Below are 17,100 nucleotides of genomic sequence, written 5' to 3' on the forward strand. Positions count from 1 at the left end.
CCCGCTTCGGCCCTGAAGGGGTCTCGTCCTCAAGCGCCGGACCGGCTGGATATACCTGGCCTGGGCTGTAACGACGCTGGGGGCGGGGCTGAGCAGGCCTCGTCCTCGGGTGCCGGCCCCTCCGGTGCTCAGTCCAGCAAGCCGTGGCGCATCGCGCTCGTCACCGCCGCCGTGCGGTCGTCCACGCCCAGTTTTCCGAACGCCCGTAGCAGGTGCGTCTTCACCGTCGATTCCCCGATGAACAATCGGCGCCCGATCTCCGCGTTCGTGCAGCCCTCCGACACCAGGCGCAGCACCGCCGTCTCCCGGGACGACAGGCGGGGTCGCTCCGGTCGCGTCCGGAGTTGGTCCACCAGTCTCGCCGCCACCGACGGCGCCAGTACCGTCTCGCCGCGCGCCGCCGCCCGTACCGCCTCGGCCAGTTCGCCACGCGGCAGGTCCTTCAGCAGATAGCCCGCCGCTCCCGCCTCCACGGCCCGCAGGATGTCCCGGTCCGTCTCGTACGTCGTGAGGACGATCACACGGCACGGCAGCCCGGCCTCGCTCATCCGCATGATCGAGTCGACGCCCCCGCCGCCCGGCATCCGCAGATCCATCAGCACGATGTCCGGCCGCAACTCCGCCGCCAGCGCCTCCGCCTGCGGCCCGCTCGACGCGTCGGCGATCACATCGAGGTCCGGTTCCGCGCTGAGCATCGCGCGCAGCCCCTCCCGTACCACGGGGTGGTCGTCGGCCAGGATGACCCGGATCACTGGAAACTCCTCAGGGGGAGGGTGACCTTCACCGTCGTGCCCTTGCCCGGTGTGCTGTGGATGCGTACCGTTCCGCCCGCCTCCGTCGCCCGGGCGCTCAGTCCCGCCAGGCCGTAGCCGGATCGTACGGCGCCCATGTCGAAGCCGGAGCCCTCGTCCCGTACGGAGAGCGTGATCCCCTCGTTCTCGTACGTCAGATCTATTGCTACCGGCGCTCCGTCGCCCGCGTGCTTCCGCGCGTTGGCCAGGGCCTCCTGGCAGGTGCGCAGAGCCACCACCTCGGGGCCGGGCGGCAGCGGGCGGACATGGCCCGTGATGGTCAGTGTCGCCTCGTTGCGGGTGGCGAGGCGGCGCAGGGCGTCCGGGAGGGGTGCGCCCTCCAGGTCGGCGGGGGCGCCGCCGGCGACCAGGGCGCGTGCCTCGGCGAGGTTCTGGCGGGCCGTCTCCGACATCAGGGACAGATGGCGGCGGGCCTGCGGGAGGTCGTGGGCGAGTTCCGCCTCGACCGCCTGGGTCAGCATCAGCAGGCTGGTGAAGCCCTGGGCGAGGGTGTCGTGGATCTCCCTGGCCATGCGTTCGCGCTCGGCCAGAACTCCGTGCGCCGTGGAGAGACGGGCGAGTTCAAGGTGGCTCGCGTCCAACTCGGCTATCAGGTCCGCCCGTTCCTGGCTCTGGTCCATCACCTTGATCACCCAGCTGCCGAACGCCACCGAGAAGACCAGAGTCACCAGCGCGAACATCACGTTGAAGAACACCTCGTGGTCGCTGGGCCACCACAGCACCGCCCAGCCCGCGACCGGCACGATGTTGATGACCGTCACGGCCGCCAGCGCCCAGCGCAGCCGCAGGGTCATGAAGCACTGCGGGATCAGCGCGAAGGTCATCAGGCGTGTCTCGCCCACCAGGACCGCCGAGGGGAGGAACAGTGCGAGGGTGGTGAGGAGGTAGTGCAGCGAGCGGTGTTCGTCCGGAGGATCGTTCTGGAGCAGCACGCGGCCCCGTCCCACGTACACCGGGACCAGGGGGAGCAGCAGCGCGGCCGACGTCAGGCGCACCGGCCACCCCGGGTGGTTCGCGCCGAGCACGAACACCAGGGTGGCCAGCCACACGACGGCGAAGTACGTGTCCCAGAGGCGGAACGAGTTCTCCCAGTTGTTCGCGCCGCGTGCCGTGGAAGTGGAACCGGTCACCCGTCGCGCCGGTTCTTCCAGCGGAAGGTCAGCAGACACAGCACCAGTCCTCCGACGCACCACGCCCCGAGGACCAGGGCCACGCGCCCGAACTCCCAGCTCCCCGCCTGTTCGAGGACGCGCGCCGAGTCCGGGAGGAACACCCCGCGCAGCCCCTGGCACATCCACTTCAGCGGGAACAGGGCGCCGATGTTCAGCATCCAGCCGGGGATCGTGTTGATCGAGATGTACACCCCGGAGATGAACTGGAGCACCAGGAAGGGGAGTACGACCACGGAGGTCGCGCTCTTGCCCGACTTCGGGACGGAGCTGATCGCGATGCCGAGCAGCGCGCACGCGGTCAGACCGAGGACGAAGATCCAGGCGAAGTCCGCCCACTTGCCCACGTCCGAGGGCAGTTTCACGTCGTACAGCGTTGTGCCGACCAGGAGCAGGATCGCCGTCTCCAGGAAGCCGGTGACCAGGACGAGCCAGATCTTGCCGAGGAAGTACGCGGCCGGCGGCATCGGCGTGCCGGTCAGCCGGCGCAGCACCTTTTCGTCACGTTCGATGGCGATCGAGATGCCCAAGGCCTGGAAGCTCGTCGACATGATGCCGGCGGCCATCATCGCCGGGACGTACAACTGGGAGGCGGTGATGCCCGCCGAGTCGATGTCGTCGCTGAAGATCGACGCGAAGAGGAACAGGAAGACGATCGGGAAGGCGAACGTGAAGACCACCTGGTCGCGCATCCGGAAGAACTGCTTGATCTCCATGGCGCCCCGGGCAAGTCCCAGGCTCCAGGCCGAGGGGAACCGGATCTCCGTCGTCTCCGCGCGGGTGCGTGCGGCCGTCGTCGTCATCGTGCGTCCTCCTGTCCGGTGAGCCGGAGGTAGACGTCCTCCAGGGTGGGGCGGCTCACCCGAAGGCCGGGTATCTCGCCGTCGAAGCGTTGGGTGAGGTCAATCACCGTGCGGGTCGGCGTCTTCGTGTGGGTGACGCGCGGGGTGCCGTCGGTCTCCGTCCACTCGACCCTGGTGTCCGTGCCGTGGCGCTCCCGCAGGGCGGCCGGCTCGCCCTCCGCGACCACCCGGCCCGCCGAGACGATCGCCAGCCGGTCCGCCAGCGCCTCCGCCTCCTCCAGATAGTGCGTGGTCAGCAGGATCGTCGTGCCGTCGTCCGCGAGCATCCGGATCAGGTCCCAGAACTGGCGGCGGGCCGCAGGGTCGAACCCCGTCGTCGGCTCGTCCAGGAGCAGCAGTTCCGGGCCGCCGATCACACCGAGCGCCACGTCCAGACGGCGCCGCTGGCCGCCCGACAGTTCCTTGATCCGGCTGCCTGCCTTCTGCTCCAGACCGACCAGCCCGATCACCTGCTCCGGGTCCCGCGGCGCCGGGTAGTAACGGGCGAAATGACGTACGGTTTCGCGCACTGTCAACTCGGCGGGCGCCGATTCGTCCTGCCAGACGATTCCGACACGTGAGCGCCACGCGCGCGTGCCCTTCGCCGGATCGGTGCCGAGCACGGACACCTCGCCGCCGTCCCGGGACCGGTTGCCCTGGAGGATCTCCACGGTGGTGCTCTTGCCCGCGCCGTTGGGCCCCAGCAGGCCGAACACCTCGCCCCGGCGGATGCCGAGATCGATGCCGTCCACGGCGGTCAGGTCCCCGTACCGCTTGCGCAGTCCCCGTACTTCCACCGCGAGTTCCTTCGAGTGCGTAGTCATGCCGTCGAGTCTCGTCCGGAACCGGGCCCTTTGGCACGACCGGGCGTACCTTCTTATGTCCACCGAACGGTGGACACGCGCCCGCGTGCGGCACAATGACCGTGCCCGCCAGCCCCCCTCGAAGCAACGGAACGGCGTGATGACCAAGACGACAGTGATGAAGGACGGTGCCGCCATCGACGAGCCCGAGCCCCCCGTCGAGGCCTCGCGCTCCGTGGGCGGCAGCCGTGGGTTCGCCGTGATGCTGCTGCTCACCGGCGCGGCCGGTCTGCTCGCCGCGTGGGTCATCACGATCGACAAGTTCAAGCTGCTGGAAGCCAAGATCGCGGGCACGACGTTCACGCCCGGATGCAGCCTCAACCCTGTGGTGTCCTGCGGCAGCGTCATGCAGAGCAAGCAGGCCTCCGCCTTCGGGTTCCCGAACCCCATGCTCGGCCTCGTCGCCTACGGCATCGTCATCTGCGTCGCCATGAGCCTGCTGTGCCGGGCCCGCTTCCCGCGCTGGTACTGGCTCACCTTCAACGCCGGCACCCTCTTCGGGGTCGGATTCTGCACCTGGCTGCAGTTCCAGTCCCTTTACCGGATCAACGCGCTGTGCCTGTGGTGCTCCCTGGCCTGGGTCGCGACGATCATCATGTTCTGGTACGTGACCTCGTTCAACGTGCGGAACGGATTCATTCCGGCGCCGAAGTGGCTGAGGAGCTTCTTCGGTGAGTTCACCTGGGTCGTGCCGGTCCTGCACATCGGCATCATCGGGATGCTGATCCTGACCCGCTGGTGGGACTTCTGGACCAGCTGACAGGGCCCGCAGGCATTGTCAGTGCCGTGACATAGGGTTTTGGACGTGGAGCCCGACCTGTTCACCGCCGCTGCCGAAGCACGCCAGGAGAAGGACCCGTCCGGAAGCCCCCTGGCCGTGCGGATGCGTCCGCGCGTTCTCGACGAGGTCGTCGGGCAACAGCACCTGCTGAAGCCGGGGTCACCGCTGCGCAGACTCGTCGGGGAGAGCGAGGGCGGCCCGGCCGGTCCCTCGTCCGTGATCCTCTGGGGCCCGCCCGGCACCGGCAAGACGACCCTGGCGTATGTCGTCTCGAAGGCCACCGACAAGCGCTTCGTCGAGCTGTCGGCGATCACCGCGGGCGTCAAGGAGGTCCGGGCGGTCATCGACGGGGCCCGCCGCGCCACCGGCGGCTTCGGCAAGGAGACCGTCCTCTTCCTCGACGAGATCCACCGCTTCAGCAAGGCCCAGCAGGACTCCCTGCTCCCCGCCGTCGAGAACCGCTGGGTGACCCTGATCGCGGCGACCACCGAGAACCCGTACTTCTCGGTGATCTCGCCCCTGCTCTCCCGCTCCCTCCTCCTCACCCTCGAACCCCTCACCGACGACGACCTGCGCGGTCTGCTGCGCCGGGCCCTCACCGACGACCGCGGCCTCAAGAGCGCCGTCGCCCTCCCCGAGGACACCGAGAACCACCTGCTGCGGATCGCCGGCGGAGACGCCCGCCGCGCCCTGACCGCCCTGGAGGCCGCCGCCGGAGCGGCCCTCGACAAGGGCGAGGCGGACATCACCCTCCAGACCCTGGAGGAGACCGTCGACCGGGCGGCCGTGAAGTACGACCGCGACGGCGACCAGCACTACGACGTGGCCAGCGCCCTCATCAAGTCCATCCGTGGCTCGGACGTCGACGCGGCCCTGCACTACCTCGCCCGCATGATCGAGGCCGGCGAGGACCCCCGCTTCATCGCCCGCCGTCTGATGATCTCCGCCAGCGAGGACATCGGCCTCGCCGATCCGAACGCCCTGCCGATAGCCGTCGCCGCCGCACAGGCCGTCGCCATGATCGGCTTCCCGGAGGCCGCCCTCACCCTCAGCCACGCCACCATCGCCCTCGCCCTGGCCCCCAAGTCCAACGCGGCGACCATGGCGATCGGCGCCGCCATGGAGGACGTACGCAAGGGCCATGCGGGACCCGTCCCGATGCATCTGCGCGACGGGCACTACAAGGGCGCCGCCAAGCTCGGCCACGCGCAGGGGTACGTGTACCCGCACGATCTGCCGGAGGGCATCGCCGAGCAGCAGTACGCCCCGGAGGAGCTCAAGGACCGTACGTACTACCAGCCGACCCGGCACGGAGCCGAGGCCCGGTACGCGGACGCGGTCGAGTGGACCAGGAAACACCTCGGTCGAAAGCGGTCCTGAGTACGCTGTAGAATCCTGCGCAGTGCTGCGTCCCGTGTCCGGCTTCGGCCGGCGCCTCAGGCGGGACAAGCAGCCGGATCTTCTGATCCAGGAGCGTCGCGCACCTTCGTAGGTGTCGCGGGCAACCCACCACCACCCGGGGTTCCGGGACCGGTCGGTGGGTCGTTCGTGTGCTGCACGTATGTGCCCAGCACAGGGGAACGGCTGCCTGGCGAGTCCCTCGTGGACCTGCCGGGAATCCCCGGCTGCGGATGCGACCTCCCGTAACCCTGAGGCAGCCGAAAAGGAAAAGGAAAAGAAGTGGCGAACCAGTCCCGCCCCAAGGTCAAGAAGTCGCGTGCCCTCGGCATCGCGCTGACCCCGAAGGCCGTCAAGTACTTCGAGGCCCGCCCCTACCCGCCGGGCGAGCACGGCCGTGGCCGCAAGCAGAACTCGGACTACAAGGTCCGTCTGCTGGAGAAGCAGCGTCTGCGCGCGCAGTACGACGTGTCCGAGCGTCAGCTCGTCCGCGCCTACGAGCGTGCCGCCAAGACGCAGGGCAAGACCGGTGAGGCCCTGGTCATCGAGCTGGAGCGTCGTCTCGACGCCCTGGTTCTGCGTTCGGGCATCGCCCGCACGATCTACCAGGCCCGCCAGATGGTCGTTCACGGCCACATCGAGGTCAACGGCCAGAAGGTCGACAAGCCGTCGTTCCGTGTCCGTCCCGACGACGTCGTGATGGTCCGCGAGCGCAGCCGCAGCAAGACGCTGTTCGAGGTCGCCCGTGCCGGTGGCTTCGCCCCCGACGGCGAGACCCCGCGCTACCTGCAGGTGAACCTCGGCGCCCTGGCCTTCCGCCTGGACCGCGAGCCGAACCGCAAGGAGATCCCGGTGATCTGCGACGAGCAGCTCGTCGTCGAGTACTACGCCCGCTGATCCAGCGGTCGCGGTACTTGGTCTCACCGGCTTCGCGCCTCGGCCCGTCGTTTCCCCGCCCTCACCGGCGGGGGAGCGGCGGGCTTTCGCGTACGGCCCCGGTCGCGGACGCCCGCCTGCACGGCAGGCCCCGTCCGGTGCGGGGAGCCACCTCCGGCGCGATAGGGTCGGGGCGGCTTCCGAAGTGTGCGGAACCGAAGTGACGTACCCCCAGAACACAGTTGATCCACGAACGCAGAGAGCGGTGCGGTGTGACCGGTGGAGAGGTTGCCGGGATCCTGGTGGCCGTCTTCTGGGCGATCCTGGTCTCCTTCCTCGCCGTCGCGCTGGTGAGGCTGGCCCAGACGCTCAGGGCGACCACCAAGCTGGTCGCGGAGGTGACGGAACAGGCCGTTCCGCTGCTGGCCGACGCCTCCCAGGCCGTGCGCTCCGCACAGACCCAGATCGACCGGGTCGACGCCATCGCCACCGACGTCCAGGAGGTCACCTCCAACGCGTCGGCGCTGTCCACCACCGTCGCCTCGACCTTCGGCGGCCCGCTCGTCAAGGTCGCCGCTTTCGGATACGGCGTACGCCGGGCGATGAGCCGCACCAGGGCCGACGTGGCGCCCGAGCCGCAGGGGGTCCGGCGTACCGTCGTCATCGGCCGCACCGTACCGGCCCCCAAGGGCTCCAAGCGTCGCAGGCAGAAGGGCTGAACCCCGCCATGTTCCGCCGTACGTTCTGGTTCACCGCGGGCGCCGCGGCCGGTGTGTGGGCCACCACCAAGGTCAACCGCAAGCTGCGCCAGCTCACCCCCGAGCACCTGGCCGCGCAGGCCGCCAACAAGGCGATCGAGGCCGGCCACCGGGTCAAGGACTTCGCCCTCGACGTACGGGCCGGGATGGCCCAGCGCGAGGCGGAACTCGGCGAGGCCCTCGGGATCGCCGAGCCTCCCGGCCGCGCGCTGCCCCCGCAGCGGCGGCTTCCCGCCCTCGACCGAGGGCGCGAAAACCTGAAGCACGACGAGAAGCACTACGGGATGCTGGACAACACACACCCGTACAACCGGAATGAGGACCACTGATGGAGTCGGCTGAAATTCGTCGCCGCTGGCTGAGCTTCTTCGAGGAGCGCGGTCACACCGTCGTCCCTTCGGCGTCGCTCATCGCGGACGACCCGACTCTTCTCCTGGTCAACGCGGGCATGGTCCCCTTCAAGCCGTACTTCCTCGGCGAGACGAAGCCGCCCGCCCCGCGCGCCACCAGCGTGCAGAAGTGCGTGCGCACGCCCGACATCGAAGAGGTCGGCAAGACCACCCGGCACGGCACGTTCTTCCAGATGTGCGGCAACTTCTCCTTCGGGGACTACTTCAAGGAAGGAGCCATCAAGTACGCCTGGGAGCTGCTCACCAACTCCGTGGCCGACGGTGGCTACGGCCTTGAGCCCGAGAAGCTCTGGATCACCGTCTACCTCGACGACGACGAGGCCGAGCGCATCTGGCACGAGGTCGTCGGAGTGCCCAAGGAGCGCATCCAGCGCCTGGGCAAGAAGGACAACTTCTGGTCCATGGGCGTCCCCGGACCCTGCGGACCCTGCTCCGAGATCAACTACGACCGCGGCCCCGAGTTCGGCGTCGAGGGCGGCCCGGCCGTCAACGACGAGCGGTACGTGGAGATCTGGAACCTGGTCTTCATGCAGTACGAGCGCGGGGCCGGTGACGGCAAGGAGGACTTCCCGATCCTCGGCGACCTCCCGTCGCAGAACATCGACACCGGTCTCGGCCTCGAACGACTCGCCATGATCCTCCAGGGCGTACAGAACATGTACGAGACCGACACCCTGCGCGTCGTCATGGACAAGGCCACCGAGCTGACCGGCGTCCGCTACGGCGAGAAGCACGAGTCCGACGTCTCCATGCGCGTGGTCGCCGACCACATCCGTACGTCCGTCATGCTCATCGGCGACGGCGTCACGCCCGGCAACGAGGGGCGCGGGTACGTGCTGCGCCGCATCATGCGCCGCGCCATCCGCAACATGCGCCTGATGGGCGCCTCCGGACCGGTCGTCGCCGACCTCGTCGACGTCGTCATCAAGACGATGGGCCAGCAGTACCCGGAGCTCGTCACCGACCGCAAGCGCATCGAGACCGTGGCCCTCGCCGAGGAGGCCGCCTTCCTCAAGGCCCTCAAGGGCGGCACCAACATCCTCGACACCGCCGTCACCGAGACCAAGGCCGCCGGTGGCCAGGTCCTCTCCGGCGACAAGGCGTTCCTGCTCCACGACACCTGGGGCTTCCCGATCGACCTCACCCTCGAAATGGCCGCCGAACAGGGCCTTTCCGTGGACGAGGACGGCTTCCGGCGCCTGATGAAGGAACAGCGGGACCGCGCCAAGGCCGACGCCAAGGCCAAGAAGACCGGCCACGCCGACATGGGCGCCTACCGCGAGATCGCCGACACCGCCGGTGAGACCGAGTTCTACGGCTACGACCGCACCGAGGGCGAGTCGACGGTCGTCGGCATCCTCGTCGACGGTGTCTCCTCCCCGGCCGCCACCGAGGGCGACGAGGTCGAGATCGTCCTCGACCGCACCCCGTTCTACGCCGAGGGCGGCGGCCAGATCGGTGACACCGGCCGCATCAGGATCGACACCGGTGCCGTCATCGAGGTCCGCGACTGCCAGAAGCCGGTTCCCGGGGTGTACGTCCACAAGGGCGTCGTCCAGGTCGGCGAGGTGACCGTCGGCGCCAAGGCCCAGGCCGCCATCGACGTACGCCGCCGCAAGGCCATCGCCCGCGCCCACTCGGCCACCCACCTCACCCACCAGGCCCTGCGCGACGCCCTCGGCCCGACGGCCGCCCAGGCCGGTTCCGAGAACCAGCCCGGCCGGTTCCGCTTCGACTTCGGCTCCCCGTCCGCCGTACCGACGGCCGTGATGACCGACGTCGAGCAGCAGATCAACGAGGTGCTCGCCCGCGACCTGGACGTGCACGCCGAGATCCTCAGCCTCGAAGAGGCCAAGAAGCAGGGCGCCATCGCCGAGTTCGGCGAGAAGTACGGCGAGCGCGTGCGCGTCGTGACCATCGGCGACTTCTCCAAGGAGCTGTGCGGCGGTACGCACGTTCACAACACCGCCCAGCTCGGCCTGGTCAAGCTGCTCGGCGAGTCGTCCATCGGTTCGGGTGTCCGGCGTATCGAGGCCCTGGTCGGTGTGGACGCCTACAACTTCCTGGCCCGGGAGCACACGGTCGTCGCCCAGCTCCAGGAGCTGGTCAAGGGCCGCCCGGAGGAGCTTCCGGAGAAGATCTCCGCCATGCTCGGCAAGCTGAAGGACGCCGAGAAGGAGATCGAGAAGTTCCGCGCGGAGAAGGTCCTCCAGGCCGCCGCCGGGCTCGCCGAGGGCGCCAAGGACGTCAACGGGGTCGCGCTGGTCACCGGTCAGGTGCCGGACGGCACGAGCGCCGACGACCTGCGCAAGCTGGTCCTCGACGTACGCGGCCGTATCCAGGGCGGCCGGGCCGCCGTGGTCGCCCTCTTCACCACGGCGGGCGGCAAGCCGCTGACGGTCATCGCCACCAACGAGGCCGCCCGCGAGCGCGGTCTCAAGGCCGGCGACCTGGTCCGTACGGCCGCCAAGACCCTCGGCGGCGGCGGTGGCGGCAAGCCGGACGTCGCCCAGGGCGGTGGCCAGAACCCGGCCGCCGTCGGCGAGGCCGTCGACGCCGTCGAGCGCCTCGTGGCGGAAACGGCCAAGTGAGCGACGACGACACCAACGCCATGCGCCGCGGCCGTCGGCTCGCGATCGACGTCGGGGACGCCCGGATCGGGGTCGCCTCCTGCGACCCCGACGGGATCCTCGCCACTCCGGTGGAGACGGTCCCGGGCCGGGACGTGCCCGCGGCCCAGCGCAGGCTGAAACAGCTCGTCGACGAGTACGAACCCATCGAGGTCGTCGTCGGTCTCCCTCGCTCCCTCAAGGGGGGCGAGGGCCCCGCCGCCACCAAGGTCCGTGACTTCGCACAGCAGTTTGCAGGCCTGATCGCACCGGTCCCGGTGCGCTTGGTGGACGAGCGCATGACGACGGTCACGGCGAGCCAGGGACTGCGTGCTTCGGGTGTGAAATCGAAAAAGGGCAGATCGGTCATTGACCAGGTCGCAGCCGTGATCATCCTCCAGCAGGCCCTGGAATCCGAACGGGTGTCAGGTAAAGCACCTGGCGAGGGCGTCGAAGTGGTCATCTGATCGCGATACGGTAACGTTCCGCGCGATTGTGGCTCTGTTCGAACAGCGGCCGCACAGTACGAGGCGGAACGGTAGCGGCGATGTGGGGGCCGCGTGAGTGGCCGCCTCGCGGCTCTAGGGGATCGATGACTGAGTATGGCCGGGGCCCAGGCTCCGAACCGTGGCATCCCGAGGACCCGTTGTACGGGGACAGCGGATGGGAAGGGCAGCAGGCCCTGGCCGACCAGTCCTCCTACGGCGCCCAGCAGCAGCATTACCCGCAGCACCAGCAGCCGCAGCAGCACCAGCAGCAGTCGCAGTACGGCGACTGGGGCACCGACGGCCAGCAGGCCGCGTACGGCCAGGCGCAGCAGCAGTACCCGGACCAGCAGTACCCACAGCAGCAGTACCAGCAGCAGGTCCAGCAACAGCAGTACCCGCAGCAGTACGGCGAGCAGAACCACCAGCAGCAGTACGTCGACCAGGGCCAGAGCCAGCAGCAGTACGTCGACCAGAGTCAGGGTCAGAGCCAGGGCCAGCAGCAGTACGCGAACGGCGGCTGGGACGCCGGACAGCAGGCGCAGGTCCCGTACATGGCCGACCCCACGGACCCGTACGCCCAGCAGTCCGCCGCGTACGGCGGCGAGCAGCCCGACCAGTACGGCACGCCCGACGCCTACCCGCCGCCCGAGCCGCCGACCAGGCGCCGTGCCGAGCCGGAACCCGGCCCGGAACCCGAGCCGGAGCCGCAGACCGGCTGGGACCCCGGTCCCGACGAGGGCGAGCACGCCTTCTTCGCGGGCGGTGACGACGGCGACGACGACGAGCCCGAGGGCGAGGCGGAGGGGCGCCGGGGCCGTGGTGACCGGAAGAACCGGGACGGCGGCAAGGGCGCGAAGAGCGGGAAGGGCGGCGGCAAGGGCAAGAAGAGCCGCAACGGAACCGCCTGCCTGCTGGTCGCCCTGGTGCTCGGCGGCGGGGTCGCCGGAATCGGGTATTTCGGCTACCAGTTCTACCAAAATCGTTTCGGCCCGGTCCCCGACTACACGGGCGACGGCACGAGTGCGACGGTGACCGTCGAGATCCCCAAGGGCGCGACCGGTTATGTCATCGCTCAGGTGCTGGAGGCGAAAGGTGTCGTCAAGAGCGTCGACGCCTTCGTGGCCGCCCAGGAGGAGAATCCCAGGGGCAAGACAATCCAGGCCGGCGCCTATGTCCTGAACAAGGAGATGTCCGCCAAGAGTGCCGTGGCGTTGATGCTCGACCCCAAGAGCCAGAAATATCTGCTCGTCAAGCCGGGCGAGCGAAATGTGGATGTCTACAAGGCGATCGACAAACAGCTCGGGATTTCCGCCGGTACCACCGCGAAGGTCGCCAAAAAGGATTACAAGAGCCTCGGTCTGCCGGACTGGGCCAACGACAACAAGAAGATCAAGGACCCGCTGGAAGGTTTCCTTTACCCGGCGACCTATCCCGCCGCCAAGGGCATGAAACCCGCGGACGTCCTGAAGCCGATGGTCACGCAGGCCGCCGCCAAGTATGACGCGCTCGACCTCGAAGCCAAGGCCAAGAAGTTCAAACTCGACAGCCCGTTGCAGGTCATCACGGTCGCGAGCCTCGTCCAGGCCGAGGGCAAGACCATTGACGACTACCGCAAGATGGCGGAAGTGGTCTACAACCGCCTCAATCTCGCGAACCCCCAGACCTATGGTTTCCTGCAGTTCGACTCGACCTTCAACTATGTGAAGAACGAGAGCAACATCGACATCAGCGAGTCGGAGATCAACAAGAACAAGGACCCGTACAACACGTACACCAACAAGGGTCTGCCGCCCGGTCCGATCGGGAATCCCGGCGATGTGGCGATGAAGGCCACGCTCAATCCGACCGACGACGGCTGGTACTACTTCGTGGCGACCGACGGCGTGAGCAAGACAGAATTCGCCAAGACCCACGAGGAATTCCAGAAGCTCAAGGACAAGTTCAATGCGAGCAAGAGCCGCTGACGCCTGCCGGGCCGCGGTGCTCGGTTCCCCCATCGCCCACTCCCTCTCCCCGGTGCTGCACCGCGCCGCGTACGAGGAGCTGGGGCTCACCGGCTGGACGTACGACCGTTTCGAGGTCGACGAGGCGGGCCTGCCGGGATTCCTCGGCGGGCTCGGGCCCCGGTGGGCGGGGCTGTCCCTCACCATGCCGTTGAAACGGGCGGTCATCCCGCTGCTCGACGAGATCAGCGAGACGGCCGCGTCGGTCGAGGCCGTCAACACCGTCGTGTTCGACGAGGACGGGCGCCGTGTCGGCGACAACACCGACATCCCCGGGATCGTGGGCGCCCTGCGCGAGCACGGCATCGAACAGGTCGACTCCGCCGCGATTCTCGGCGCCGGCGCCACCGCCTCCTCCGCGCTCGCCGCGCTGGCCAGGATCTGCACCGGCGAGGTCGTCGTGTACGTCCGCGGCGCGGCCCGGGCCGCCGAGATGCGGCAGTGGGGCGAACGCCTCGACATCGAGGTCCGTACGGCGGACTGGGCGGACGCGGCCCGCGCGATGCACGCCCCGCTGGTGATCGCCACCACCCCGGCCGGCGCCACCGACGAACTGTCCCGAGCCGTCCCGGAACGGCCCGCGACCCTCTTCGACGTGCTCTACCACCCCTGGCCGACCGATCTGGCGGCCCGCTGGTCGGCGTACGGCGGGGCGGTCCTGAGCGGACTCGACCTGCTGGTGCACCAGGCGGTGCTTCAGGTCGAACAGATGACCGGGCTCGTCCCGGGGCCGCTGGACGCCATGCGCAGGGCGGGCGAGAAGGCACTGGCCGACGGCTGATCCGATGCCCTTTCCCGTCCGCGTGCTGGACCTCCCATCAGGCATTGGGCCCGGACGTGGGAGGATCGGGGGTGGCGGGCCAGGGCCGCGCACCCGGTCACGCCGTCGCCGTACGCGAGGACGCGCGTACGCAGGGCAGTACCAGGGCGCGAGCATGAGGAGCACCGTTGAGCAGGTTGCGCTGGCTGACCGCGGGGGAGTCCCACGGTCCCGCACTCGTCGCGACGCTGGAGGGTCTTCCCGCCGGCGTGCCGATCACCACGGAGCTGGTGGCGGACCACCTCGCGAGGCGTCGGCTCGGCTATGGGCGCGGTGCCCGGATGAAGTTCGAGCAGGACGAGATCACCTTCCTCGGCGGTGTGCGGCACGGTCTGTCGCTGGGCTCACCGGTCGCGGTGATGGTCGGCAACACCGAGTGGCCGAAGTGGGAGCAGGTCATGGCCGCCGACCCGGTGGACCCGGAGATCCTGGCCGGGCTCGCCCGCAACGCCCCGCTGACCCGCCCCCGCCCCGGCCACGCCGACCTCGCGGGCATGCAGAAGTACGGCTTCGAGGAGGCCCGCCCGATCCTGGAGCGCGCCTCCGCGCGTGAGACCGCGGCGCGGGTCGCGCTCGGTGCCGTGGCCCGCTCCTTCCTGAAGGCGGCGGCCGGCATCGAGATCGTCTCGCACGTCGTCGAACTGGCGGCGGCGAAGGCCCCGTACGGCGTCTACCCCAAGCCCTCCGACGTCGAGAAGCTGGACGCGGACCCGGTGCGCTGCCTGGACGCCGACGCGTCGAAGGCGATGGTCGCGGAGATCGACCAGGCCCACAAGGACGGCGACACCCTCGGCGGTGTGGTGGAGGTGCTGGCGTACGGCGTGCCGGTGGGCCTCGGCTCGCACGTGCACTGGGACCGCCGCCTGGACGCCCGGCTGGCCGCCGCGCTGATGGGCATCCAGGCCATCAAGGGTGTCGAGGTCGGCGACGGCTTCGACCTCGCGCGTGTGCCCGGCTCGAAGGCGCACGACGAGATCCTCGCCACGGACGAGGGCATCCGGCGCGCGACCGGCCGCTCCGGCGGCACCGAGGGCGGACTGTCCACGGGTGAGCTGCTGCGCGTACGGGCGGCGATGAAGCCCATCGCGACCGTGCCGCGCGCTCTGCAGACCGTCGACGTGGTGACGGGTGAGGCGACGCAGGCGCACCACCAGCGTTCCGACGTCTGTGCGGTCCCGGCGGCCGGCATCGTCGCCGAGGCGATGGTGGCCCTCGTCCTCGCCGACGCGGTCGTGGAGAAGTTCGGCGGCGACAGCGTGCCCGAGACGCGCCGGAACGTCGAGTCCTACCTCGAACACCTGATCGTCCGGTGAGCGTGGTGCAGATTGTGCTGGTCGGCCCGATGGGCGTCGGCAAGTCCACGGTCGGACGACTGCTTGCCGAGCGGCTCGAATGCTCGTACAGGGACACGGACGACGACATCGTCGCCGAACAGGGCCGCACGATCGCCGACATCTTCGTCGACGAGGGCGAGCCCGCCTTCCGTGCCGTCGAGAAGCGGGCGGTCCAGCGGGCCCTGGCCGAGCACGACGGCGTTCTCGCCCTCGGTGGCGGCTCGATCCTCGACGAGGACACCCGCAGGGAGCTGGCCGGACACCGGGTCGTCTACCTCTCGATGGACGTCGAGGAAGCGGTCCAGCGCACAGGCCTGAACGCGGCCCGCCCCCTGCTGGCGGTCAACCCGCGCCGACAGTGGCGGGAACTCATGGAGGCCCGCCGCCATCTGTACACGGAGGTCGCCGACGCGGTCGTCGCCACCGACGGCCGTACGCCCGAAGAGGTCACCCAAGCCGTCCTGGACGCACTGGAGTTGAAGTCAGCATGAGCAGCGAGACAGTGACGCGGATCCAGGTCGGCGGCACGGCGGGCAGCGACCCGTACGAGGTCCTGATCGGCCGTCAGCTCCTGGAGGAGCTGGGCGGACTGATCGGGCCCAAGGCGAAGCGGGTCGCGGTGATCCACCCCGAGGCGCTCGCCGACACGGGTGAGGCGCTGCGCGCCGACCTGGCGGACCAGGGCTTCGAGGCGGTCGCCATCCAGGTGCCCAACGCGGAGGAGGCCAAGACCGCCGAGGTGGCGGCCTACTGCTGGAAGGCTCTTGGCCAGTCCAACTTCACCCGCACCGACGTCATCGTCGGTGTCGGCGGCGGCGCGACCACCGACCTGGCCGGTTTCGTGGCCGCGACCTGGCTGCGCGGGGTGCGCTGGATCGCGATCCCGACGACGGTACTGGCGATGGTGGACGCGGCGGTCGGCGGCAAGACCGGCATCAACACCGCCGAGGGCAAGAACCTCGTCGGCTCCTTCCACCCGCCCGCCGGTGTGCTGTGCGACCTGGCGGCGCTCGACTCGCTCCCGGTCAACGACTACGTGTCCGGGCTCGCGGAGATCATCAAGGCCGGTTTCATCGCCGACCCGGTGATCCTGGACCTGATCGAGTCCGACCCGCAGGCCGCCCGCACTCCGGCCGGTCCGCACACCGCCGAGCTGATCGAGCGGTCGATCAAGGTGAAGGCGGAGGTCGTCTCCTCGGACCTGAAGGAGTCCGGCCTGCGCGAGATCCTCAACTACGGGCACACGCTCGCGCACGCCATCGAGAAGAACGAGCGCTACCAGTGGCGCCACGGCGCGGCCGTTTCGGTGGGCATGCACTTCGCCGCCGAACTGGGCCGCCTCGCGGGCCGGTTGGACGACGCGACGGCCGACCGCCACCGCACGGTCCTCGAATCCGTCGGCCTGCCGCTGCACTACCGCTACGACCAGTGGCCCAAGCTGCTGGAGACGATGAAGCTCGACAAGAAGTCGCGGGGCAACCTGCTGCGGTTCATCGTCCTCGACGGCCTTGCCAAGCCGACGGTCCTTGAGGGACCCGACCCGGCCGTCCTCCTCGCCGCCTACGGCGAAGTGGGCCAGTAGGCAGCTCCCTCCCCACGCGGCCACACGGCCCGATTCGCTTGCGGGGACGGGCACTTCGGGCCGTCCCGGGCCGTTCACCAAACAACGGCCCGGGACGGTACCGTTCGGTAGCGAGCGGGGTCCGTGCCCGCCGGCCAGCGCCGACCGCCTGTACGAGATGGAGTGGCACCGGATGCAGGACGCAGTGGGGTCTCCGCTGCCGCCGCCCCACCAGCCGGGGCAAGGCCCGACCGCCGACCGGCCGTCGGCAGCCGCGCACGGGGGTCAGCAACACCTGGTCCTGAACCCGGGCCCGAATCCGGACCTGAACTCGGGCCGGAACCCGGGTGTGATCGCGGGTTCGGTGTCTTCGGGT

At 69.5% G+C, this 17,100-nt stretch carries 17 protein-coding genes; 13 read left to right on the forward strand and 4 right to left on the reverse strand.

All coding sequences use genetic code 11. From position 1 onward, the window contains the following. Nucleotides 1-128: 128 nt before the first annotated feature. The 4 genes from AOK08_RS16285 to AOK08_RS16300 are packed head-to-tail and all read right to left on the reverse strand — an operon-like array spanning nt 129 to nt 3,647. A complete protein-coding gene (locus AOK08_RS16285) occupies nt 129-752 on the reverse strand; it encodes a response regulator (RefSeq protein WP_055526289.1) in 624 nt (207 codons plus the stop codon). Then, complete coding sequence (locus AOK08_RS16290; protein ID WP_241826966.1) at nt 749-1,942, reverse strand: sensor histidine kinase; 1,194 nt, start codon at nt 1,940-1,942, stop codon at nt 749-751. The genes AOK08_RS16285 and AOK08_RS16290 overlap by 4 nt, the downstream gene beginning before the upstream one ends. Then, nucleotides 1,939-2,784, reverse strand: coding sequence for an ABC transporter permease (locus tag AOK08_RS16295; RefSeq protein WP_055526290.1), 846 nt, complete (start codon nt 2,782-2,784; stop codon nt 1,939-1,941). Before AOK08_RS16295 ends, AOK08_RS16290 begins: the two co-directional genes overlap by 4 nt. Further along, nucleotides 2,781-3,647 (reverse strand): ABC transporter ATP-binding protein, encoded by an 867-nt coding sequence (locus AOK08_RS16300; protein ID WP_055526291.1) that lies wholly within the window; start codon nt 3,645-3,647, stop codon nt 2,781-2,783. Before AOK08_RS16300 ends, AOK08_RS16295 begins: the two co-directional genes overlap by 4 nt. A 139-nt stretch (nt 3,648-3,786) precedes the next feature. On the opposite strand from AOK08_RS16300, the gene AOK08_RS16305 reads away from it, so the two are divergent. The 13 genes from AOK08_RS16305 to AOK08_RS46830 all read left to right on the forward strand — a co-directional run. Beyond that, nucleotides 3,787-4,446, forward strand: a complete 660-nt coding sequence (locus AOK08_RS16305) for a vitamin K epoxide reductase family protein (protein ID WP_055526302.1) — start codon at nt 3,787-3,789, stop codon at nt 4,444-4,446. Between the two features lie 45 nt (nt 4,447-4,491). After that, on the forward strand, nt 4,492-5,847 hold the full coding sequence (locus AOK08_RS16310; protein WP_055526292.1) for a replication-associated recombination protein A: 1,356 nt from the start codon (nt 4,492-4,494) through the stop codon (nt 5,845-5,847). A 300-nt stretch (nt 5,848-6,147) separates the two neighbouring features. Continuing rightward, entirely contained in the window at nt 6,148-6,762 is a 615-nt protein-coding gene (gene rpsD / locus AOK08_RS16315; protein WP_055526293.1) for a 30S ribosomal protein S4, read from the forward strand. 251 nt (nt 6,763-7,013) lie between these two features. Then, a complete protein-coding gene (locus AOK08_RS16320; protein ID WP_055526294.1) occupies nt 7,014-7,460 on the forward strand; it encodes a DUF948 domain-containing protein in 447 nt (148 codons plus the stop codon). Nucleotides 7,461-7,468: 8 nt separating this feature from the next. Beyond that, nucleotides 7,469-7,828: a DUF6167 family protein gene (locus tag AOK08_RS16325; protein WP_055526295.1), complete on the forward strand. Its 360-nt coding sequence runs from the start codon at nt 7,469-7,471 to the stop codon at nt 7,826-7,828. Beyond that, nucleotides 7,828-10,500, forward strand: coding sequence for an alanine--tRNA ligase (gene alaS, locus AOK08_RS16330; RefSeq protein ID WP_055526296.1), 2,673 nt, complete (start codon nt 7,828-7,830; stop codon nt 10,498-10,500). The genes AOK08_RS16325 and alaS overlap by 1 nt, the downstream gene beginning before the upstream one ends. Before the next feature lie 20 nt (nt 10,501-10,520). Continuing rightward, a complete protein-coding gene (ruvX, locus tag AOK08_RS16335) occupies nt 10,521-10,985 on the forward strand; it encodes a Holliday junction resolvase RuvX (protein WP_055526303.1) in 465 nt (154 codons plus the stop codon). Between the two features lie 125 nt (nt 10,986-11,110). Next, the gene (gene mltG / locus AOK08_RS16340; RefSeq protein ID WP_079054060.1) at nt 11,111-12,970 is read left to right on the forward strand and encodes an endolytic transglycosylase MltG; all 1,860 of its coding nucleotides are present in this window, start codon (nt 11,111-11,113) and stop codon (nt 12,968-12,970) included. Next, on the forward strand, nt 12,951-13,790 hold the full coding sequence (locus AOK08_RS16345; protein ID WP_055526298.1) for a shikimate dehydrogenase: 840 nt from the start codon (nt 12,951-12,953) through the stop codon (nt 13,788-13,790). The genes mltG and AOK08_RS16345 overlap by 20 nt, the downstream gene beginning before the upstream one ends. Before the next feature lie 167 nt (nt 13,791-13,957). Continuing rightward, entirely contained in the window at nt 13,958-15,142 is a 1,185-nt protein-coding gene (gene aroC / locus AOK08_RS16350) for a chorismate synthase (protein ID WP_055526299.1), read from the forward strand. 29 nt (nt 15,143-15,171) lie between these two features. Then, entirely contained in the window at nt 15,172-15,654 is a 483-nt protein-coding gene (locus tag AOK08_RS16355; RefSeq protein WP_055526304.1) for a shikimate kinase, read from the forward strand. After that, on the forward strand, nt 15,651-16,745 hold the full coding sequence (aroB, locus tag AOK08_RS16360) for a 3-dehydroquinate synthase (RefSeq protein WP_055526300.1): 1,095 nt from the start codon (nt 15,651-15,653) through the stop codon (nt 16,743-16,745). The genes AOK08_RS16355 and aroB overlap by 4 nt, the downstream gene beginning before the upstream one ends. Nucleotides 16,746-16,917: 172 nt before the next feature. Then, nucleotides 16,918-17,100 (forward strand): Pro-rich N-terminal domain-containing protein (locus AOK08_RS46830; protein ID WP_241826967.1); only part of this gene is annotated, 183 nt, incomplete at its 3' end.

Origin of the sequence: Streptomyces graminilatus (assembly GCF_001418565.1) — a bacterium.
Lineage (GTDB): Bacteria > Actinomycetota > Actinomycetes > Streptomycetales > Streptomycetaceae > Streptomyces > Streptomyces graminilatus.